The sequence below is a fragment of the Pseudomonas sp. MS15a(2019) genome (genome assembly GCF_013277805.1).
GTDB classification, from domain to species: Bacteria; Pseudomonadota; Gammaproteobacteria; order Pseudomonadales; family Pseudomonadaceae; genus Chryseomonas; species Chryseomonas benzopyrenica.
In genome coordinates, this window is the sequence record NZ_VBTN01000008.1 from 121,130 (window position 1) to 141,015 (window position 19,886).

The 19,886-nt window shown below is 64.3% G+C and carries 20 protein-coding genes; 12 read left to right on the forward strand and 8 right to left on the reverse strand.

The annotated features are described in order from the left end of the window. Nucleotides 1-16 precede the first annotated feature (16 nt). From FEZ61_RS12285 to FEZ61_RS12300, 4 genes are all read right to left on the reverse strand, one after another. Nucleotides 17-1,048 carry a histone deacetylase family protein gene (locus FEZ61_RS12285; protein ID WP_173148829.1) on the reverse strand — a complete coding sequence of 344 codons (1,032 nt, stop codon included), beginning with the start codon at nucleotides 1,046-1,048 and terminating at the stop codon, nucleotides 17-19. Between the two features lie 114 nt (nucleotides 1,049-1,162). Then, nucleotides 1,163-1,522: a cupin domain-containing protein gene (locus FEZ61_RS12290; RefSeq protein ID WP_173148831.1), complete on the reverse strand. Its 360-nt coding sequence runs from the start codon at nucleotides 1,520-1,522 to the stop codon at nucleotides 1,163-1,165. A gap of 46 nt (nucleotides 1,523-1,568) precedes the next feature. Beyond that, entirely contained in the window at nucleotides 1,569-2,570 is a 1,002-nt protein-coding gene (locus FEZ61_RS12295) for an AraC family transcriptional regulator (protein ID WP_064307661.1), read from the reverse strand. Nucleotides 2,571-2,668: 98 nt separating this feature from the next. Then, on the reverse strand, nucleotides 2,669-4,102 hold the full coding sequence (locus tag FEZ61_RS12300) for an aspartate ammonia-lyase (RefSeq protein ID WP_017639206.1): 1,434 nt from the start codon (nucleotides 4,100-4,102) through the stop codon (nucleotides 2,669-2,671). 154 nt (nucleotides 4,103-4,256) lie between these two features. Between FEZ61_RS12300 and FEZ61_RS12305 the strand changes: the two genes are divergently transcribed. From FEZ61_RS12305 to FEZ61_RS12355, 11 genes are all read left to right on the forward strand, one after another. Continuing rightward, nucleotides 4,257-5,162 (forward strand): LysR substrate-binding domain-containing protein, encoded by a 906-nt coding sequence (locus FEZ61_RS12305; protein ID WP_026083632.1) that lies wholly within the window; start codon nucleotides 4,257-4,259, stop codon nucleotides 5,160-5,162. A 106-nt stretch (nucleotides 5,163-5,268) separates the two neighbouring features. Next, nucleotides 5,269-6,207: a 4-hydroxyproline epimerase gene (locus tag FEZ61_RS12310; protein ID WP_017639208.1), complete on the forward strand. Its 939-nt coding sequence runs from the start codon at nucleotides 5,269-5,271 to the stop codon at nucleotides 6,205-6,207. Then, the gene (locus FEZ61_RS12315) at nucleotides 6,204-7,319 is read left to right on the forward strand and encodes an FAD-dependent oxidoreductase (RefSeq protein WP_173148833.1); all 1,116 of its coding nucleotides are present in this window, start codon (nucleotides 6,204-6,206) and stop codon (nucleotides 7,317-7,319) included. Before FEZ61_RS12310 ends, FEZ61_RS12315 begins: the two co-directional genes overlap by 4 nt. Further along, nucleotides 7,313-7,549: a (2Fe-2S)-binding protein gene (locus FEZ61_RS12320; protein WP_017639210.1), complete on the forward strand. Its 237-nt coding sequence runs from the start codon at nucleotides 7,313-7,315 to the stop codon at nucleotides 7,547-7,549. Before FEZ61_RS12315 ends, FEZ61_RS12320 begins: the two co-directional genes overlap by 7 nt. Continuing rightward, complete coding sequence (locus FEZ61_RS12325; RefSeq protein WP_173148835.1) at nucleotides 7,546-8,781, forward strand: FAD/NAD(P)-binding oxidoreductase; 1,236 nt, start codon at nucleotides 7,546-7,548, stop codon at nucleotides 8,779-8,781. Before FEZ61_RS12320 ends, FEZ61_RS12325 begins: the two co-directional genes overlap by 4 nt. Next, nucleotides 8,778-9,569 carry an AraC family transcriptional regulator gene (locus FEZ61_RS12330; RefSeq protein WP_017639212.1) on the forward strand — a complete coding sequence of 264 codons (792 nt, stop codon included), beginning with the start codon at nucleotides 8,778-8,780 and terminating at the stop codon, nucleotides 9,567-9,569. Before FEZ61_RS12325 ends, FEZ61_RS12330 begins: the two co-directional genes overlap by 4 nt. After that, a complete protein-coding gene (locus FEZ61_RS12335; protein ID WP_173148837.1) occupies nucleotides 9,566-10,486 on the forward strand; it encodes a dihydrodipicolinate synthase family protein in 921 nt (306 codons plus the stop codon). The genes FEZ61_RS12330 and FEZ61_RS12335 overlap by 4 nt, the downstream gene beginning before the upstream one ends. A gap of 332 nt (nucleotides 10,487-10,818) precedes the next feature. Continuing rightward, nucleotides 10,819-11,313, forward strand: a complete 495-nt coding sequence (gene purE / locus FEZ61_RS12340) for a 5-(carboxyamino)imidazole ribonucleotide mutase (RefSeq protein ID WP_007160060.1) — start codon at nucleotides 10,819-10,821, stop codon at nucleotides 11,311-11,313. Continuing rightward, on the forward strand, nucleotides 11,310-12,392 hold the full coding sequence (locus FEZ61_RS12345) for a 5-(carboxyamino)imidazole ribonucleotide synthase (RefSeq protein ID WP_173148839.1): 1,083 nt from the start codon (nucleotides 11,310-11,312) through the stop codon (nucleotides 12,390-12,392). The genes purE and FEZ61_RS12345 overlap by 4 nt, the downstream gene beginning before the upstream one ends. Before the next feature lie 128 nt (nucleotides 12,393-12,520). Beyond that, nucleotides 12,521-12,769, forward strand: a complete 249-nt coding sequence (locus FEZ61_RS12350) for a GlsB/YeaQ/YmgE family stress response membrane protein (protein WP_007160058.1) — start codon at nucleotides 12,521-12,523, stop codon at nucleotides 12,767-12,769. 166 nt (nucleotides 12,770-12,935) lie between these two features. Further along, nucleotides 12,936-13,484: a DUF3299 domain-containing protein gene (locus tag FEZ61_RS12355; RefSeq protein ID WP_173148841.1), complete on the forward strand. Its 549-nt coding sequence runs from the start codon at nucleotides 12,936-12,938 to the stop codon at nucleotides 13,482-13,484. A 96-nt stretch (nucleotides 13,485-13,580) separates the two neighbouring features. Here FEZ61_RS12355 and FEZ61_RS12360 read toward each other — a convergent pair whose 3' ends face one another. Then, the gene (locus FEZ61_RS12360) at nucleotides 13,581-13,958 is read right to left on the reverse strand and encodes a glutathione S-transferase N-terminal domain-containing protein (protein WP_173148843.1); all 378 of its coding nucleotides are present in this window, start codon (nucleotides 13,956-13,958) and stop codon (nucleotides 13,581-13,583) included. A 140-nt stretch (nucleotides 13,959-14,098) separates the two neighbouring features. Here FEZ61_RS12360 and FEZ61_RS12365 point away from each other — a divergent pair, with 140 nt between their 5' ends. After that, nucleotides 14,099-14,770 carry a uracil-DNA glycosylase family protein gene (locus FEZ61_RS12365; protein ID WP_173148845.1) on the forward strand — a complete coding sequence of 224 codons (672 nt, stop codon included), beginning with the start codon at nucleotides 14,099-14,101 and terminating at the stop codon, nucleotides 14,768-14,770. A gap of 88 nt (nucleotides 14,771-14,858) precedes the next feature. Here the strand turns inward: FEZ61_RS12365 and FEZ61_RS12370 are convergent, their stop codons facing one another. From FEZ61_RS12370 to tssI, 3 genes are read right to left on the reverse strand one after another with little or no spacing between them, the layout of a single operon-like run. Then, nucleotides 14,859-15,380 (reverse strand): hypothetical protein, encoded by a 522-nt coding sequence (locus tag FEZ61_RS12370; RefSeq protein ID WP_173148847.1) that lies wholly within the window; start codon nucleotides 15,378-15,380, stop codon nucleotides 14,859-14,861. Continuing rightward, on the reverse strand, nucleotides 15,361-17,772 hold the full coding sequence (locus tag FEZ61_RS12375) for an N-acetylmuramidase domain-containing protein (RefSeq protein ID WP_173148849.1): 2,412 nt from the start codon (nucleotides 17,770-17,772) through the stop codon (nucleotides 15,361-15,363). The genes FEZ61_RS12370 and FEZ61_RS12375 overlap by 20 nt, the downstream gene beginning before the upstream one ends. A 54-nt stretch (nucleotides 17,773-17,826) precedes the next feature. Next, nucleotides 17,827-19,866, reverse strand: coding sequence for a type VI secretion system tip protein TssI/VgrG (gene tssI / locus FEZ61_RS12380; RefSeq protein ID WP_173148851.1), 2,040 nt, complete (start codon nucleotides 19,864-19,866; stop codon nucleotides 17,827-17,829). Between the last annotated feature and the right edge of the window lie 20 nt (nucleotides 19,867-19,886).

Here is a 19,886-nt window from a genome sequence, read left to right on the forward strand (position 1 = left end):
TTCCTCGGGAGGGGGATCAGGCGCCGTCGAAGGCGGCCAGGACGTTCACCGTGTTGATGCCGATCTCCGCCACGGCGTAACCGCCCTCCATGACGAACAGGGTCGGCAGGCCGAGCCGCGCCAGGCGTTCGCCCAGGCGCAGGTAGTCGTCGCTCTCCAGCTTGAACTGGGAAATGGGATCGGCCTTGAAGGTATCCACGCCCAGGGAGACCAGCAGCAGGTCCGGGGCATAGCTTTGGAGTCGCGCCAGCGCTACTTCCAAGGCGGCGCTCCAGCTGTCCCAGGCGCTGCCGGCGGGCAGCGGCAGGTTGAGGTTGAAGCCCTGGCCCGCCCCGCTGCCGGTCTCGTCGGCATAGCCGAGGAAGAAGGGGAATTCGAAACCCGGATCACCGTGCAGCGACAGGAACAGCACGTCGTCGCGGGCATAGAAGATGTCCTGGGTGCCATTGCCGTGGTGGTAGTCGACATCGAGGATGGCGACCCGCCGGGCGCCGCCGTCGAGGGCGGCCTGGGCGGCGATGGCGGCGTTGTTCAGATAGCAGTAGCCGCCCATGACATCGGCCGCGGCGTGATGGCCCGGCGGACGGCAGAGGGCGAAGGCGCTACGCGTGCCCGCGGCGATCTCGGCGCCAGCGCTCAGGGCCACCTGGGCGGCGCTGTAGGCGGCCTGCCAGGTGCCGGCGGTGATGGGCGCCCCGCCGTCGAAGCTGTAGTAGCCCAGACGCCCGTGCAGGCTGGTGGGCGGCAGCACCTGGCGCAGGGTACGTGCCGGCCAGGTGTAGGGCAGTAGGTCCACGGTCTCGCCCCCGGCGGCCCATTCGTCCCAGGCACCGGCGAGAAAGTCGAGATAGGCCTCGCTGTGGACACGCGCCAGGGGCGCCCGGCCAAAGTCCCTGGGCGCCACCACCTCACCGAGCTGCCGGCGGTGACACTCGGCGAGGATGAATTCGACGCGCTGGGGCTTTTCGAAACAGGGCTGCAACTGGCCATCGATCAGTTCGCAGCGGCCGTGGTGCAGGGCGTGATCGGGACTGTGGTGGATGCGCATGGCGACTCCGGGCGGCGGGCTCTGTCCTGATTCTTGCCAGCCCGGCGACCCGCGACGAGAGGCGCAACGGCCAAAAGGGGATAGATCCGGCCAGATTGTGCCCGGCGTCGACCATCAACCGCCCTTGGCTTCGTAGACCACGAAGCGCTTGAGGGTCGGCTCCACGACCTCCCAGGTCCCCTGGAAGCCACGCGGCACGACAAAGCTGCTGCCCGGTTCGAGGCGGGTGGCGTGGCCCTGGTCATCGGTGACCAGACTCACCCCTTCGAGGATCTGGCAGTACTCCTCCTCGGTGTAACTCACCCGCCACTTGCCCACCTCGCTGTGCCAGTGGCCGACGGCGAAGACACCACTGCCATCTTCGTAGTCGAGCCAGAGACTCTGCAGCGGATCGCCCTCCAGGCGCTTTTCCGCCGGCAGGCGGTATTGGTCGGTGGGTTGGCCGCGGTCCGCGAGCAGTTTCAGTGAGGGCATGGAAAATCCTCCTTGGGGACGGAAAGCGCTCAGCATACGCCTGCCGCTAGAGCCGATAACCCCGGGGCGACTGTCCGCTCCAGCGGCGAAAGGCATGGCGGAAACTGGCCGTCTCGCTGAAGCCCATCGCCTCGGCGATGCGATAGATGGGCAGGCGTTCCTGGGCCAGCAGATCACGCGCCCGCGCGAAGCGCAGCTCGTCGAGCAGTTGCTGATAGCCGCTGCCGCCGGCCTGCAGGTGGCGGCGCAGGCTGCGCGGGGCCATGCCGAGGTGGCCGGCCAGGGCCGCGAAGGAGGGTGGTGCAGCCAGGTCGGCGCCCAGCAGGGTGCGGATGCGGGCGAGCAGGGCGCGCTGGCGATCCTGTTCCGGAGCCAGGCGACCACACTGCTCCAGGGCGTCGCGATGGGTCACCGGATCGGCCAGCGGCAGGCCGCGCTCCAGCCAGGTGGCGGGAAAGGCCAGGCCATTGAAGGCGGCGCCGAAGGCCAGGGGCGCGGCGCCGAAGCAATCGTCATAGCGCTCGCGATAGGTCGGCTCGGGGTGCCGAAAAGCCACCTGCACCAGGGGTAGAGACGTGCCCAGGAGGTCGCAGCAAATCGCCCGCAGCGAGGCCAGGCAGCACTCGGCGTTGCAGCGTTCCAGTTCTGGCGCGAAGGGGTGGTCATCCGCCCTGAGCCAGGCCAGCTCGCCGTGGCGCTCCAGGCGCAGGCTGAAATAGGCACCGAGCAGGCCCTGGTGGGCCAGGGCCGCCTGCAACGCCGCGCCCAGGGTCGGGGCACTGAGCAGGGCATAGCCGAGCAGGCCGTAGCCGGAGACCCGCAGCCGCCAGCCCAGCAGCAGCCCCAGTTCGGGCGGCGCGACGGGCAGGGCGTTGGCGATGACCCGCTGTTCCTGGGCCAGGGTGATGAGGCGATGGGGCTGTTCGAGGTCGTCCAGCTGCAGGCCGCTACCGGCCAGCAGCGGTTCCGCCCGGGCAGGCGTGTCGGCCGCCAGTTGCTGGAGGACCAGGGACACCAGGTTGAGATTGATCAGACCGGACTGACGCATGGGCAAACTCCCCGGGGCGGTGGCAGCCTTCCAAGCAAGAAGGATACCGCGCCCACGAGGAGTTGCCGCGCTTACCGCTCAAGTCTGGCGTGCGGGACTCAGGCCTTGGCCTTCAAGGGCACCAACCGCGGGGCAATCATGTTTTCCGGGCGCAGGATGTCGTCCAGGGTCGCCTCGTCCAGCAGGTTTTCCTCGCGCACCAGCTCCAGTACCCCGCGACCGGTTTCCAGCGCCGTCTTGGCGATGCGAGTGGAAGTCTCGTAGCCCAGGTAGGGGTTGAGCGCGGTGACCAGGCCGATGGAGTGCTCCACCTGGCGGCGGCAGTGCTCGACGTTGGCGGTGATGCCGGTGATGCAATGCTCGCGCAGCATGTCCATGGCGCGTTGCAGCAGGCGGATGGAGTCGAAGATCTTGTAGGCGATCAGCGGCTCCATGACGTTGAGCTGCAGCTGGCCGCCCTCGGCCGCCAGGGTCAGCGCCAGGTCGTTGCCGATGATCTCGAAGGCTACCTGGTTGACCGCCTCGGGGATCACCGGATTGACCTTGCCCGGCATGATGGAGCTGCCCGGCTGGCGCGGCGGCAGGTTGATCTCGTTGATGCCGGTGCGCGGACCACTGGAAAGCAGGCGCAGGTCGTTGCAGATCTTCGACAGCTTCACCGCGGTGCGCTTGAGCATGCCGGAGAACAGCACGAAGGCGCCCATGTCCGAGGTGGCTTCGATCAGGTCGGCGGCCGGGGTCAGCGGCTGGCCGCTGATGTCCGCCAGGCGCTGCACGGCCAGCAGCTGGTAGCCGGGGTCGGCGTTGATGCCGGTGCCGATGGCGGTGCCGCCCAGGTTGACCTCGGTGAGCAGCTCCGGCGCCAGGCTCTTCAGCCGCGCCAGGTCTTCGCCCAGGGTGGTGGCGAAGGCATGGAATTCCTGGCCGAGGGTCATGGGCACTGCGTCCTGCAGCTGGGTGCGACCCATCTTCAGCACCTCGGCGAATTCCACGCCCTTGGCGGCGAAGGCGGTGATCAGGCTGTCCAGGCTGGCGAGCAGGGCGTCATGGCCGAGCAGCAGGCCCAGGCGGATGGCGGTGGGGTAGGCGTCGTTGGTCGACTGCGCCATGTTGACGTCGTTGTTCGGGTGCAGGTGGCGATACTCGCCCTTGGCATGGCCGAGCAGCTCCAGGGCGACGTTGGCGATCACCTCGTTGGCGTTCATGTTGGTCGAGGTGCCGGCCCCGCCCTGGATCATGTCCACCACGAACTGGTCGTGGAATTCGCCGCGAATGATGCGCGAGCACGCCTCATTGATCGCCTGGTGCTTTGCCGCTGGCAGGTGGCCGAGCCGGTGGTTGGCGTCGGCCGCGGCCTGCTTGACCATGGCCAGGGCCACCACCAGCTTGGGGTAGTGACCGAGGGGTACGCCGGAGAGGCGGAAGTTCTGCACGGCGCGCAGGGTCTGGATGCCGTAGTAGGCATCGGCGGGGACGTCGAGGGTACCGAGAAGATCTTTTTCGAGGCGGACGGATGATGCAGAGTCGGACATGATAGCGTTGGGCTTCGATCGAGCGGCGGACGCCGCGATGCCCTAGAATCTAGGCCTGCCAGCCGATCCCGGCCAATGCCGATCCGCCAAGCCTCATGCCGGATCGGCATAACTCAGGTTGTGACCTCACGAGATCAGACGACGTATGGGTGCCATGAACATCGAATTCAAATGGCTGGAAGACTTCGTGGCCCTGGCGGCCACCTACAGTTTTTCCCAGGCCGCCGAAAAACGTTTCGTCACCCAGCCCGCCTTCAGCCGACGCATCCGCGCGCTGGAGGAAAGCGTCGGCCTGACCCTGGTGGACAGATCCCACACCCCGATCAGCCTGACCGAAGCCGGTCAGCTGTTTCTGGTCACGGCGCGCAGCGTGGTGGAGCAACTGGGCGAGACGGTGCGCCATCTGCATCACCTGGAAGGCGGGCAGGGCGAGGTGCTGCAATTCGCCGCCGCCCACTCCCTGGCCCTGGGCTTCTTTCCGCAGTGGATCGCCGGCCTGCGCGGCCAGGGCCTGGCGCTGGCCAGCCGACTGGTGGCCACCAACGTCGGCGATGCCATCCATGCCCTGCGCGATGGCGCCTGCGACCTGATGCTGGCCTTCCACGATCCCGACGCCGCCCTGCAGATGGACCCGGAGTTGTTTCCTTCGCTGCACCTGGCACACACCGCCATGCTGCCGGTCTGCGCCACCGATGGCGAAGGCCGACCGATGTTCCAGCTGGACGGGCAGAGCAGCGTCCCCCTGCTGGCCTACAGTGCCGGCGCCTTTCTCGGCCGCTCGGTGAATCTGCTCCTACGCCAGCGCAAGCTGCGCGCCGTGACCCTCTACGAAACCGCCATGGCCGACAGCCTCAAGACCATGGCCCTGCAAGGCCTAGGCGTAGCCTGGGTGCCACAGCTGTCGGTGGCGGCGGAACTGGCCCGCGGCGAACTGGCCATCTGCGGCGACGCCGCCTGGCAGGTCGGCCTGGAGATCCGCCTCTACCGCTGTGCCCTGTTGCGCAAGCGGCTGGTGCAGCAGGTCTGGCGACATCTCGAAAATCAAAGCCACGGCGGCTGATCGACGGTAGGAGACTATGCCGATATCGGCTTTTAGTTAGCCGACGTCCTGCAAGCCTTTTGCCGTCATCTGCGCGACACTGGCACCTCTCTCACGGAGGTCAGCCATGCAGCGCATCCGCGTCATCGACTCCCATACCGGCGGCGAACCCACCCGCCTGGTCCTCGATGGTTTTCCCGATCTGGGCCAGGGCAGCATGGCCGAGCGCCGCACCCGGCTGGCCGGGGAGCATGACGCCTTCCGCCGGGCCTGCATGCGTGAACCGCGCGGCAACGAGGTGCTGGTCGGCGCCCTGCTCTGTGAGCCAGTATCTCCTGCCGCCAGCGCTGGCGTGGTGTTCTTCAACGAGGTCGGCTATCTGGGCATGTGCGGCCATGGCACCATCGGCCTGGTGGTGTCCCTGGCTCATATCAGCCGGATCGGCCCCGGCGATCACCTGATCGAGACCCCGGTGGGCGATGTCACCGCCACCCTGCACGACGATGGCAGCGTCAGCGTGCGCAACGTCCCGGCCTATCGCTACCGGCAGGGCGTGCAGGTGGAGATTCCCGGCCATGGCCCGGTCACCGGCGACATCGCCTGGGGTGGCAACTGGTTCTTCCTCTGTGCCGATCACGGCCAGCGCGTCGCCGCCGATAACCTTGAAGAGTTGCTCACCTTCAGCCTGGCCCTGCGGGGCGCCCTGGAGGCCGCGGGGATCACCGGCGAGCAGGGCGGCCATATCGATCACATCGAACTCTTCGCCGACGACCCGGACGGCGCCGACAGCCGCAGCTATGTGCTCTGCCCGGGCCGCGCCTATGACCGCTCGCCCTGCGGCACCGGCACCAGCGCCAAGCTGGCCTGCCTGGCGGCGGACGGCGATCTCGAACCCGGCGCCGTCTGGCAGCAGGCCAGCGTCATCGGCAGTCGTTTCGAGGCCCATTATCAGCCGGGCGACGAGGGCCGCATCCTGCCAGTGATCCGTGGGCGCGCCCATGTCATGGCCGAAGCGACCCTGCTGCTGGCCGCCGACGATCCCTTCGCCTGGGGCATCCCGGGGTGAAGGCGGTAGCGGAGGTTCTCGTCGTCGGCGGCGGCATCGTCGGGGCCAGCTGCGCCGCGGCCCTGGCCGCGCGGGGCTGTCGCGTGCGGGTGCTGGACGCCGGCCTGCCCGGCGCCTCCGCCGCTGGCATGGGCCACCTGGTGGTGATGGACGACGACCCCGCCGAACTGACCCTGAGCGCCCGCTCCCTGGCACTCTGGCGTGAGCTGGTGCCCCAGTTGCCGGGCGCCGCCGACTACCGCAACTGCGGCACCCTCTGGCTGGCCCGCGACGCCGCCGAACTGGACCTGATCGAAGAGAAACGTCAGCGCCTGGACGCCCAGGGCGTCGCCAACCAGCCGCTCGACGCTGCGGCGACTGCCGCCGCCGAACCGGCACTGACTGCCCTGGCCGGCAGCCTGGAAGTGCCGGGCGACGGACTGCTCTATGCCCCGGTAGTCGCCGCCTGGCTGCTGCAGCGCTCGCCGCTGATCGAATTCCAACGCGCCCGGGTGATTGCCGTCGAAGGCCAGCGCGTGCGCCTGGACGACGGTCGCTGGCTGAGCGCCGATGCCGTGGTGCTCGCCGCCGGCCTGCAGGCCGCCAGTCTCTGCCCGGACCTGCCCCTGGTGCCGAAGAAGGGGCATCTGTTGATCACCGACCGCTATCCCGAGCAGGTCCGCCATCAACTGGTGGAAATCGGTTACGGCGCCAGCGCCCACGCCAGCAGCGGCGCCTCGGTGGCCTTCAATGTCCAGCCGCGGCCCACCGGCCAGTTGCTGATCGGTTCGTCGCGGCAATTCGAGCGTCCGGATATGGCGGTGGAACCCGCAGTGGTCGGCCAATTGTTGCGCCGCGCCCTGGACTTCCTGCCGGGCCTGACCCATACCTCGCTGATCCGGGGCTGGACCGGCCAGCGCGCCGCCAGTCCCGACGGCCTGCCGCTGATCGGCGCCCACCCCGACCAGCCCGGTCTGTGGCTGGCGGTCGGTCACGAGGGCCTGGGCGTCACCACCGCGCCGGCCACTGCCGAAGCCATCGCCAATGGACTGTTCGGCGAGTCTTCGACGTTCCACGTGGAACCCTTCGCACCGGCGCGTTTCACTACCGCGCCGAGGAGTCAGGCATGCTGACCCTGTTCATCGATGGCGAGCGCCTGCAGGTCCGCCCTGGCAGTCTGCTCACCGCTGCCCTGGCCAAGAGCGGCAACCCCGCCGCGCGCCGTTCGGTGACCGGGGAGGCCCGAGCACCTTTTTGTGGCATGGGCGTCTGCCAGGAATGCCGGGTGCAGGTCGATGGCGTGCGCCGTCTGGCGTGCCAGACCTCCTGCCGGGACGGCATGCAGGTGGAGCGCCTGTCATGAATGGCGCGAGCTGCGATCTACTCATCATCGGCGCCGGTCCGGCCGGTCTCGCCGCTGCCCGCGCGGCCAGTGGCCGCGGCCTGAAGCTGGTGCTGCTGGACGACAATCCCTTGCCTGGCGGCCAGATCTGGCGTGCCAGAGTCGGGCAGGTTGCGGCCGAGGTCGGCAGCTTGCCGGCCGACGTGACGCTACTGAGCGGCACCCGGGTCGCGGCGGTTCTGGGGCCTCGCCAGTTGCTGCTGGAAGACGCCAGTGGCAGTCGTACCCTGGCGTTCGAAACGCTCATCCTCTGCACCGGTGCCCGCGAACTGCTGCTGCCGTTTCCCGGCTGGACCCTGCCCGGCGTGACCGGTGCTGGCGGCCTGCAGGCACTGATCAAGGGTGGAGTCGAAGTCGCCGATGAACGCATCGTCGTCGCCGGTACCGGTCCGCTGCTGCTGGCCAGTGCCGCCACGGCGCGCCAAGCGGGTGCCCGCATCGCCCTGGTCGCCGAACAGGCCAGGCGCCGCGCCGTGCTCGACTTCGGCCTGGGGCTCTGGCGTTGGCCGAACAAGTTGCGCCAGGCGCTGACGCTGGCCACTTCCCGCTATAGCCCCGACACCTGGGTCGAGGCGGCGCTCGGCACCGAGCGTCTCGAAGCCGTGCGCCTGCGCCAGGGCGAGCGTCGCTGGGAGATCGCTTGCGACCGCCTGGCCTGTGGCTACGGCCTGGTGCCCAATGTCGAACTGGCCCAGAGCTTGGGCTGCGCCACCCTGGACGGCGCTGTGGCGGTAGATGAACACCAGCGCACCAGCCAGCCACACATCTTGGCGGCCGGCGAATGCACCGGCATCGGCGGCAACGAACTGGCCCAGGTCACCGGGCGGATCGCCGGCCTGGTCGCCAGTAACCAGCTCGACGCTATCGCTGGCGTGCAGACCGAGGCCCGTGCCTGGCGCCGCTTCGCCGCCCAGCTGGCCCGTACCTTCGCTCTAAATCCGGCCATTGCCCGGCTGGCCCAGCCGGATACCCTGGTCTGCCGCTGCGAAGACGTGGCCCTTGGTGCCCTGGTTGGCCATGCCGACTGGACCCAGGCCAAGCTGCGCAGCCGCTGCGGCATGGGTGCCTGCCAGGGCCGCATCTGCGGCCAGGCCACCCGCGTCTTGCTGGGCTGGACGCCCCCGGTGCCGCGCTTTCCCCTGCAACCCACCCGTATCGACAGCCTGCTGGCCCTGACCGAGGACGAGAGATGAACGCCGCTGCCCACCTGGACGCCCTGAACCGCGCCCGGCCCGCCGACCTGCCCGCGCTGCTGGCGAGCCTGAGCCTGGTGGCGCCGCTGCTCGACGCCATTCCCGGCGTGGTGTTCTTCGTCAAGGACCTGGAGGCGCGCTATGTGCTGGTCAACCTGACCCTGGCCCAGCGCTGCGGCTATGAAGACGTCAGCGAACTGCTCGGCAAGACCGCCGAGGAAGTCTTTCCCGCCCCCCTGGGTGGCGCCTACGCCGAACAGGATCGCCGCGTGCTGCGCGAGGGCCTGGCGCTGGACGACCAGCTGGAATTGCACCTCTATGCCGGCCGCACCCCGGGCTGGTGCCTGACCCGCAAGCTGCCGCTGCACGACGCCCAGGGCCGACTCATGGGTATGGCGGGCATCTCCCACGACCTGCAGGCGCCGGCCGCCGATCATCCGGCCCACGCCAAGGTGGCCGAGGTCGATCGCTATCTGCGCGAACACTATGCCCAGCCGCTTTCGGTAGGCGAACTGAGTCAGCGGGTGGGCCTGTCGGTCTCCCAGCTCGAACGCCAGTGCAAACGCATCCTGCGCCTCACGCCCCAGCAGTTGCTGCACAAGGCCCGGCTCGACGCCGCCTCGCGTCTGCTGGCCCGCGATCTGCCCGTCACCGAAGTGGCCCTGGCCTGTGGCTATACCGACCACAGCGCCTTCAGCCGCCAGTTCCGCCGTCTCACCGGCCTGTCGCCCCGGCAATACCGCGACTCTCTCAAGCCCCGTCTGCGTCTGGAGGAAACCCCTGCATGAGCACTCCCCGCGTCAATTGGAGCGGCGTCTTTCCCGCCGTCACCACTCAATTCAACGATGACTTCTCGGTCAATCTGGACCAGAGCCATGGCGTGATCAGCAACCTGGTGCGCGATGGCGTCTCCGGTCTGGTGATGTGCGGCACCGTGGGCGAGAACACCTCCCTGACCCTGGAAGAGAAGATCGCCCTGGTGGAGGTCGCCAAGGACGCCGCCGGTGGTCGCGTGCCGGTGATCTGCGGCGTGGCCGAATTCACCAGCCTCAACGCCACCCGCACCGCTCAGGCGGTGGGTCGCGCCGGCGCCGACGGCATCATGCTGATGCCAGCGCTGGTCTACTCGGCCAAGCCCCACGAGACCGCCGCCCACTTCCGCAGCGTGGCCAGCGCCCTCGACCTGCCGCTGATGGTCTACAACAACCCGCCGATCTATAAGAACGACGTCACCCCGGACATCCTCATCTCCCTGGCCGATGTCGACAACATCGTCTGCTTCAAGGATTCCTCCGGCGACACCCGTCGCTTCATCGACGTGCGCAACGAGGTAGGCGACCGCTTCGTGCTCTTCGCCGGCCTCGACGACGTGGTGCTGGAAAGCATCGCCGTAGGCGCCGAGGGCTGGGTCTCGGGCATGTCCAACATCTTCCCCACCGAAGGCGAAACCATCTTCCGCCTGGCCAAGGCTGGCCGCTTCGCCGACGCCATGCCGCTCTACGAGTGGTTCATGCCGCTGCTGCACCTGGACGCCCGTCCGGACCTGGTGCAGTGCATCAAACTCTGCGAAGAACTCGCCGGCCGCGGCAGAGCCTTGACCCGCCCACCCCGCCTGGCCCTGCCCGACGCGGATCGCGCCTTCGTCGAACGCCTGATGGCCAAGGCCCTGGAAACCCGTCCGCAATTGCCGGATGTAGGGATCTGAGGCAGGGCTTATCGCGGCCAAGGTGATCCGCTAACGCGCCCGCTCTGCATTAATCGCGGCCATGGGCCGCTCCTACGGTAGGGGCTGCTGCTGTAGGAGCGGCCCATGGCCGCGATAAAAGCCAACCCCCTAACGCCACGCCCCACCCCAGGCCTCTGGCCCGTACCTTTCACCCCACACCACCACCCATCCCGTGGGCGCCACAGCCTGTCCTGCAACCGACAGGCGATACCCGGCGCAGGAGCACGCTCCGCCCCGCTTTCGTCTATACTGTCCCGCTCATTTCCCAAGCCACGTCCGCCGCGTGGCTTCTTCATTTCAGAGGCACGACGATGAGCGCACTCGTAGGCGTGATCATGGGCTCCAAGTCCGACTGGTCCACCCTGAGCCACACCGCCGACATGCTGGACAAGCTGGGCATTCCCCACGAAGTGAAGGTGGTCTCCGCCCACCGCACCCCTGATCTGCTGTTCCAGTACGCCGAAGAGGCCGCCGGTCGCGGTATCGAGGTGATCATCGCTGGTGCCGGTGGCGCTGCCCACCTGCCGGGCATGTGCGCCGCCAAGACCCACCTGCCGGTGCTGGGCGTGCCCGTGCAGTCGTCCATGCTCTCGGGCGTCGACTCCCTGCTGTCCATCGTGCAGATGCCCGCCGGTGTGCCGGTCGCCACCCTGGCCATCGGCAAGGCCGGCGCCATCAACGCCGCCCTGCTGTCCGCCAGCATCCTCGGCGGCAAGTATCCTGAGTACCACGAGCGGCTGAACGCCTTCCGTGACGAGCAGACCCGCACCGTGCTGGACAATCCCGATCCGAGGGAGCAGGCATGAAGATCGGCGTCATCGGTGGCGGCCAGCTGGGCCGCATGCTCGCCCTGGCCGGCACGCCGCTGGGCATGAACTTCGCCTTTCTCGATCCGGCGCCGGATGCCTGCGCCGCCGCCCTGGGTGAGCACCTGCGCGCCGATTACGGCGACCAGGACCACCTGCGCCAGTTGGCCGATGAAGTCGATCTGGTGACCTTCGAATTCGAGAGCGTCCCGGCTGAAACCGTGGCCTTCCTCTCGCAGTTCGTACCGGTCTATCCGTCGGCCGAAGCCTTGCGCATCGCCCGCGATCGCCTGTTCGAAAAGTCCATGTTCCGCGACCTGGGCATCCCCACCCCAGCTTTCGCCGACGTGCTCTCCCAGGCCGACCTGGACGCCGCCGTGGCCCGTATCGACCTGCCGGCGGTGCTCAAGACCCGCACCCTGGGCTACGACGGTAAGGGCCAGAAGGTCCTGCGTCAGCCGGAAGACGTCACCGGCGCCTTCGCCGAACTGGGCAGCGTGCCTCTGCTGCTGGAAGGCTTCGTGCCCTTCACCGGCGAGGTGTCCCTGGTGACCGTGCGCGGTCGTGACGGCGAGGTGGCCTGCTATCCGCTGGTACACAACACCCACGAAAGCGGCATCCTGCGCCTGTCGGTGGCCAGTGCCGACCATCCGCTGCAGGCCCTGGCCGAAGACTATGCCCGCCGCGTGCTGGAACAGCTCGACTACGTTGGCGTGCTGGCCTTCGAATTCTTCGAGGTCGAGGGTGGCTTGAAAGCCAACGAGATCGCCCCGCGCGTGCACAATTCCGGGCATTGGACCATCGAAGGCGCCGAGTGCAGCCAGTTCGAGAACCACCTGCGCGCCGTGGCCGGCCTGCCGCTGGGCTCCACCGCTAAGGTGGGCGAGAGCGCCATGGTCAACTTCATTGGCTCGGTGCCGCCGGTAGCGGCCGTCACCGCCCTGGAAGACTGCCATTTGCACCACTACGGCAAGGCCTTCAAGGCCGGGCGTAAGGTCGGTCACGCCACCCTGCGCAGCGCCGATGCCGCGACCCTGCAGACCCGCATCGCCGCCCTGGAAGCCCTGATCCAGGACTGATGCCAGACGGCTTCCGCACACGGAAGCCGTTTTCCCCTGAACCTCGAAGGATCACCGGTGGTCGGAGAGTACAACGACGCCTGCTGACCGGCGTTGTCTTACCAGCACTCAAACAGGGGATTCTTCACATGGGCATCATCGCAACCATCATCATCGGTCTCATCGTCGGCCTGGTTGCCCGCTTTCTGAAGCCGGGCGACGACAGCATGGGCTGGATCATGACCATCATTCTGGGCATCGTCGGCTCCGTGGTCGCCACCTACCTGGGCCAGGCACTGGGCATCTACCGTGCCGGTGAAGGCGCAGGCTTCATTGGTGCCGTGGTCGGTGCCATCATCGTGCTGTTCATCTACGGCATGGTGACCAAGCGTCGCTAAGACGCCGCTTCGCGTCGGCGAAGCCTAGCTACACAGTTTTCAGCCCTCGGAGTCGCCCGTCGACCCGGGGGCTTTTTTATGGAAGAGGCTCTGGTTGGCGGTCGTGGGTCTGGACCCTTGGACCGCCGCGCCGCACACTCGGACTTTTGCGCCTAGCCTGCCGACCATGCCCAGACTGCTCATCACCCTGCTGCTCGCCAGTCTGCCCCTGCTGACTCACGCCGCCAAGGGTGAACCGCCCGAAACCAACTGGCTGGACCTGCTCACCGCGGAAGATCGTCGGGCCCTGGAGACCATGCCCGAGATCACCCACAACAGCCCGGAGGCGCCGGGCGGCTTCGGCTCGCCGGGCGGGCTCAAGCAGAAAGACAATGGCCTGCCCGAGGTGATGCACTCCACCCGCACCGTGGCCGCCCTGAATGGCAAGAACGTGCGCCTGGGTGGTTTTCCAGTGCCGCTTGAGACCGACGCCAAGGGCAATTTCCGCGAATTCTTCCTGGTGCCCTATCCGGGTGCCTGCATCCACGTCCCGCCACCGCCGCCGAACCAGATCGTGCTGGTGCGCTACCCCAAGGGCGTGCCGCTACCCGACATCTACGAGCCCTACTGGGTCATCGGCACCCTGCACACCGAGGCGGTCGATAACGATCTCGCCGAAGCCTCCTACACCCTGGACGCTAGCAAGGTCCGCAAGGTCGAAGAAAGCGACCTCTAGCCCCGTAGGTTGGGTTGAGCGCAGCGAAGCCCAACACGCCAAGGCGTCAGCCTGAGCAACGCCGCCGCCTTGTCCATCCTAGTCGCTACCTGAACGTTACCCCGGCTGCCGCTCGCCGTAGCGCTGCTCCAGATAGGCGATGATGTCGTCCGACTCGTACATCCATACGCTCTGGCTGCCTTCGTCGATGCGCAGGCAAGGCACCTTCACCCGGCCACCGCCCTGTTCCAGCTCGGCGCGCAGCTGTGGATCCTTCTTGATGTCCTTGAGGCGGATCGGCAGGTTCAGCCGATGCAGCGCCCGCCGCGTCTTCACGCAAAAAGGGCAGGCCTGGAACTGATAGAGCGACAGATTCGCCAGTTCCGCCTCAATGGCAGCCTGGGCCTGCTCACTGCGCTGGAGCTTGCGCGGCCGGGTCACCAGATCCAGGCCGACGATCACCTGGCCGAGGCCGTTGCGTAGCAGATTGATCAACGGGATTCACCTTGAGGGTCGTTCGAGCCGGGCAGTTTACCCTATCGCCCCAGGGCTGCCGCTCCGCCAGTCGTTACGGAACGTCAACCGCCGGGCAGCGCTCTACTAGAGGGATTAATTCCTCGATGGAGAGCTGTTGCATGCCGCTGTCTTCCGCAGAGCGCGAAGCCTTTCGCCAGCTCGCTGCCGATCTTCCAGGTGTCGATCTTCCGGTCTATCAACAATTCGCCAAGGACCCGCTGGACCCCATCATCGGTCTGGGCGATCCCGATGCGCCCCTGGGCTTCTTCGGTCGCGATCCGGGGCGGGAGGAAGTGAAGTACGGCGAGCCCTTCATCGGCAGCGGCGGCCAGATCGCCCGCAAGGTCCTCTATACCCACCTGTACGGCCATCCCCCGGCCGACTTCGAGGCCAGCCGCAGCCTGAGCCAGCAGTTCTTCTGGGCTAACACCGTGCCCTACAAACCCCTGGGCAACAAAGCCTGGTCGGAACGGGTAAAAAAGACCTTCCATCCCCTGATGCGCCGCCTGCTGGTGGAACACTGGCACGGCACCCAGCTCATCACCTTCGGTCGCGAGGCCTTCCTCTGGTTCAGCATCGGCCAACCCAAGGAAGAACGCGCCCGCCTGGAAGCCTTCTGGAAGAGTGAAGACCGCTTCGAAAGCAGCATCAAGGTCACCCTGGAAACGGAGGAGGGCATCCGCAAGACGCTGACCCTCTATCCACTACCGCATCCGTCGCCGTTGAATCAGACGTGGTATACGAGGTTTCCGGGGTTGTTAGAAAGTAGAATCAAGATGCTTCTAAAATAATTTTCCAAAGATCATTGGCAAATGATGTTTGTAGTTGTTTTTTACGCTATAAATGATTAAAGTTCCGGTTTAAAATGCCTATTATTTTCTATTGCTGGTTGGTTGTTAAATATTTAAAGGCATCGAGTCGTGAAAGAGATCCTGTTTGGCTTTCAGGAATGCCTAATATTTTATAATTCTTACCTTTATCGGCGATTATAATGCCGACCTCATAATCGTTTCCTGATCCCCAGTCTTGATAGACAAAGTATTCTGTATCGTTGTTGAAGAAGGAAAGTTCGTAACTTCCTTTAGGGTCATTCGACTCTCCTGATGCTCTTGCATAGCTATTGTAGGAGAATCTCTTCCATGACTCGATATCCAGCGCTGTAGGATAGCTAAGCTCTACATGGTCTGGGTTCCCATACCTGTAGACCAGGTAGCTGTTTTCAGGGCCTACACAAATAGAGACGAGCTTCTGCCTTTGAGCCATTTTGAACGATAAAATGATATTTTCTTTATTTTGGCATAGGCTGTTTTTTGAATAAGTGGACTGATTTTTAGCAAGCGAACTGCTGCATAGAACGACTAATATGAGGCTCGCTGCGCTCTTAGTTATTGTTGTATTCATTGTAAAATTTCTCTATATTTTTTGCGTAGTCTGGATTTATTTCTTTCCAGTTTTTGCCATTGTGCCCTTGCGCAATCGTTTCGAAATGTCTGGTTCTCAATCCCCTTAGAAGCGTAGCGTTTCTCTTTGCAAATCTCAAAAAAGCTTTGATGTGCTCGCCATCGCCCTTTGACATGGCTTTTGTAAAATCTTTGACTGTTTCGTAGCCCGCTGCCTTGTAATTAAAGCCCATTATTTGGAATTTCCCCCAAGACGAAGCCTGTAGAGCAGCATCCTCGTTTAAGCGATATGCGCGGATAAGACGTTCATACTGAAACCTTCCTGAAGGCCCGTAAGTGTCTATTAACTGTACTTGCTGTAATGTTTTAGTGTCTATGTACGTGCCATTCTTTAGTTTTTTAGCTCTTCTGTAAGGAGGGCCATAAATATCCTGATGAGAGCTCTCCAAAGATTCGTTCCGAGCTAGCCTCTTGAAATGATGGCGCTCGTACAAAATTGATGGAATTTTTTCTCCATCTATTTCAATGAAGGAAGAGTGAGAGGACTCCTGCTTTGCAATTGCGTATACCAATCCGGGCTCGCATCCCAATTCGGCCGCTGCCTCTCTAACATCTTTGTCTTCTAAGTTTTTTCCTTGATGCTTTAATAAAAAGTCTAGCTCAACTCTTTCGCCAAGAACAGTTACGATAGGATGGATCCTGCGTTTCAAAAAGTGGCTTTTTAAATCGAGACCCTGAATGTGCCAGCACTTTGCGAGTGTAGATAAACTCTCTACGGAGCTTGCCTGCTTCCACCACGATAGGATCTTGATTTTTTGCTTTTCATTCTCCCATTCTTTGTTTTCGTTTTCTGCTTCAGCAGTCAAGAGCTCATCCAAAAAGCTCCATTTTTCAGGGTCCCAATTCCACTCGCTATCACACAATGCTATGGTTTTCTGGAGTTTTTGCGCTAACCAGGGTTTTGAAAGAAACTTTTTTAGCTCCTTGTCGCTCAGTACTCGATCTTCGTTCTCGTCGATAAGTTTGCGAAATTTGATAATTATAGGGCTTTGGCTACCTTTGATGATTTCGGAACTGTAGTGGATTTTTTCGTCAGAGGTTAGAAGATCCAAGTTGCTCATTTTATAAGCAAGCCTAGATCTCGGAGCAGTTGAGTCCTGAATCGTTTCATAGTCAACCCACTCCCACGGACTATGCCGGCTAGTAATAAATTCCTGCTCACAAAGCCACCCATCGATAGGATTTTCTTCTGCGTCTGCCAGCAATCCTTTCAAATGCCACCAGCGCTGTTCGGGAGTACAGATACCGCCTATGTTTTGCGCCGGTATGACGATCTTGTCGGCTGCGGGCCGAGCATCCAGTTGCGCCTGACTAAGGATGAGATTCACACCCACCTGTAACCCCGGATCGCTGATCCGCGGAGGATGATTGGCATCGATATCCGGTCGATGGGTGATCAGCTTGCTCGCCCCGGCGTGGATCTTCAGGAGGGTCTTGTCGCTGTCGGGCAGCCTGGCGGCCCAGGCGCGGCTGCGCTCGATGAAGGCGGGGAGGTCGTCGCAGCTGAAGGTTTCCAGGTGGATCTGCTGCTGGCCTTCGTAAAGGCCTGGATGACCCAGTAGAGCGCCGGCCTTGATCGGAAAGGGCTGGTCTAGGACTACTACAGTGTTCTGCACCTTGGGCGTGGCTTCTGCCTTGAGGTAGCGGCGGGCGACATAGCCCAGACCGACCTGGGTGTGCCCGGGTCGAAGGGTCAGGCCGTTATCGAGGATCTCGATGATCTGGCACCAGGCGCCGTTGCCAGCGATGCGTATCCGGCTACCGTTGTCGAGCTCGGCCTGTACCGGCGCAGTGCTGCGTGGCGCCTGACGAACATTGAGCCTGCCGCCCTGAGTTCGCACCCGATAGCGATCATTGCCCCAGAAAACCGGGCGGGGCAGGGCGGGATCGGCTTGGTAACCTGCCCAATCCAGCAGGTGCATGTAGAGGCTGAAGAACACCAGCGAAGGCGGCGTTTCATCGCTGTCAGCCAACTGCGGAGCTTCCAGGCGATGGCGGACCAGAACGAAACTGGTGGAGTAGGTCTTGCCCTCTGACATCGTGTGCGCATCGGGGACGAAGCGATGCACCTTGTCGTCGATGCGATAGGCGACTACCTCGCCATCGGCGATGCAATGGATACGGGATTGATCCAGGAAGGCTGCGGTGCCTTCGTCGAAGTGCACGCCGCCATGCCAGAGGCCATTGCTACCTAATAGATAGGTACCACCGCGGGCCTGGGCGAGAGCTTGCTGATAGAGCTGGGGATCGGTGACCTCCTGGCCACCTTTCGCCTTGAAAGGGTAGGCCCAGTTTTCTACCTTGGGTTGGGGAACGATAGGGTGGGTGGTCATGCTGCTGTCCTTGGCCGAGGCCGCGTCACCGCGGCGGGTCCTTTGAATGGCTGATCAGACGGAAAAATTGAGCATCCGCTGGGGTTTTGCGTTCTGGGGCTGCAGTTCGTTGTTGAGTGCCAATTCGTTCGGCTCGCCAGCCGTGCCTGGCTCGGTGACGCCCGGTGGCCGTGGCAGCTGCAGGGCGATGCCGGAGCCCTTGCTGGGGGCGCCACCCGCGTTGAGGCGGACCAGGGAGCCGATCAGGGTGACGCCACTGGCGTCGAGCGTGATGAAGCTGCCACCGGCGCTCAGGGTGAGTTCGCTGCCGGCTTCGATGACCAGGCGATCGCCTGCCTTGATATGGATTTCCTGGCCGGCATCGATGAACTGGCCGCTGCCCAGCTTGAGGTGCTGGCTACCGCCGACCAGCAGGTGGTCGCTGGCCTTGACCTCGGCCTTGCGCAGGCCATGGATCAGGCGGTGCTCTTCGGCATGCAGCTCGCTATGGCTGTTGCCATGGATACGCTGATGGCGCTCGTGGCCGATCTCGCTGCGATGGTCGTGGCGGATATGTTCGTCCCAGTCGCGTTGGGCATGGACATGGATTTCCTCCTGCCCCTGGCGATCCTCGATGCGTAGTTCGTTGTAGCCCCCACCACCCGGGCTGCTCAGGCTCTTGAAGGTGCTTTGGGTCTTGTCTCTGGGCAGCTGGACGGAGGGCTGGTGCTCGGCGTGGTACAGGCAGCCCAGGATCAACGGCTGGTCAGGATCCCCTTCGAGAAAACCCACCAGGACTTCCATGCCGACGCGTGGCATAGCCAGGGCGCCATGGCGATTGCCGGCCCAGCCACTGGCTACGCGCAGCCAGCAACTGGTGCGTTCGTCTGCCTGTCCTTCGCGATCCCAATGGAACTGCACCTTGACCCGGCCCAGGGCATCGCAGTGGATCTCTTCTCCGGCCGGGCCGGTGACCACGGCGCTCTGCTGGCCGAGCAGGCGAGGCTTGGGATGACGGGGCAGGGGCCGGAAGGACAGTTGCCAGGGAAGGGCGTGAAAGCTGTTGCGGTAGCCCTGGGTCCAGCCGTCGTCGCCCGGCAGCGTCAACAGCGCAGGGGTACCCAGGCCTTCCTCCAGCACCTGGGGCTGGTGGCCCTGGTGCTCGATACGGGTGAGCAGCCACAGCTGGTTCCAGTCCGCGCGGGGGTGCTCGGTCAGCGGCAAGAAATGACCGCTGGCCAGACGCGGCTGATCGCCGTGGCCCTGGGCGGTCTGGCTGTCGACGCGCAAGGCCTCGAGCCCACGGGTACTGAGTTGCTTGCCGCGCCCGCGATCGCGAAAGCCGGCGGGAAAGCGGTAGCTTTCCAAGGCCGGCTGTTGCTTCAGGTCACTGCGGCTCTCCAGGCGCAGCCGGGGCTGCAGGGGATCCTGGTCACGCAGGGTCAGCTGAGAACTGCGGGTCTGCAGTCCGACTTGGAGTCCGCGAACGACCGGGTGATCGGCTACCTGACCGCTACCTGGGTGGTAGGGCGTGGCAGCGAGTCGTGGAAAGCTGGTGGCGTCATCGCCGAACACCAGCACGGCGCCTTCTGGGCAGTGTTCGAAGTGATAGTGGATGCCTTCTTCTTCGCACAGTCGATTCAGGAAGTGCAGATCGCTCTCGCCGTACTGTACGCAGTAGTCGCGTGCGGGATAGGGCGTGGGACCCAGGGCCAGACGATAGGCGCCTTCCAGGATCCCATGCTCTTCGAGCAGCTTGGCCAGGATCTGAGGTACCGCAAGGTTCTGGAAGATGCGCGAATTGGTGCGTTGAGCGAGATAGGCCAGGCGGGGAACCAGCTCCAGGCGGTAGCGGGTCAATCGCCTACCCGAGTCGCCCTGAAGGACGGCGCCCAGCAGCCCATGGATGCCCACGTCCGCCGGACCCAGGCTCAGCCAGGCAGGACGGTTCAGCAGGTCTTCCAACGCCCAGTCGGGCTTTTCACTAATGACCTCCACGTGAAGGCAATAGGGTTCATTGATGGCTTCCTGCCCGTGAAAGGCCAGAACCTGAAAATCATGGGCCAAACCCGGCAGGGTCAGGGTGAAGTGCGGAGCATTGGCAGGGTTGAACATGAGGTGTCTTCCTGACAGTG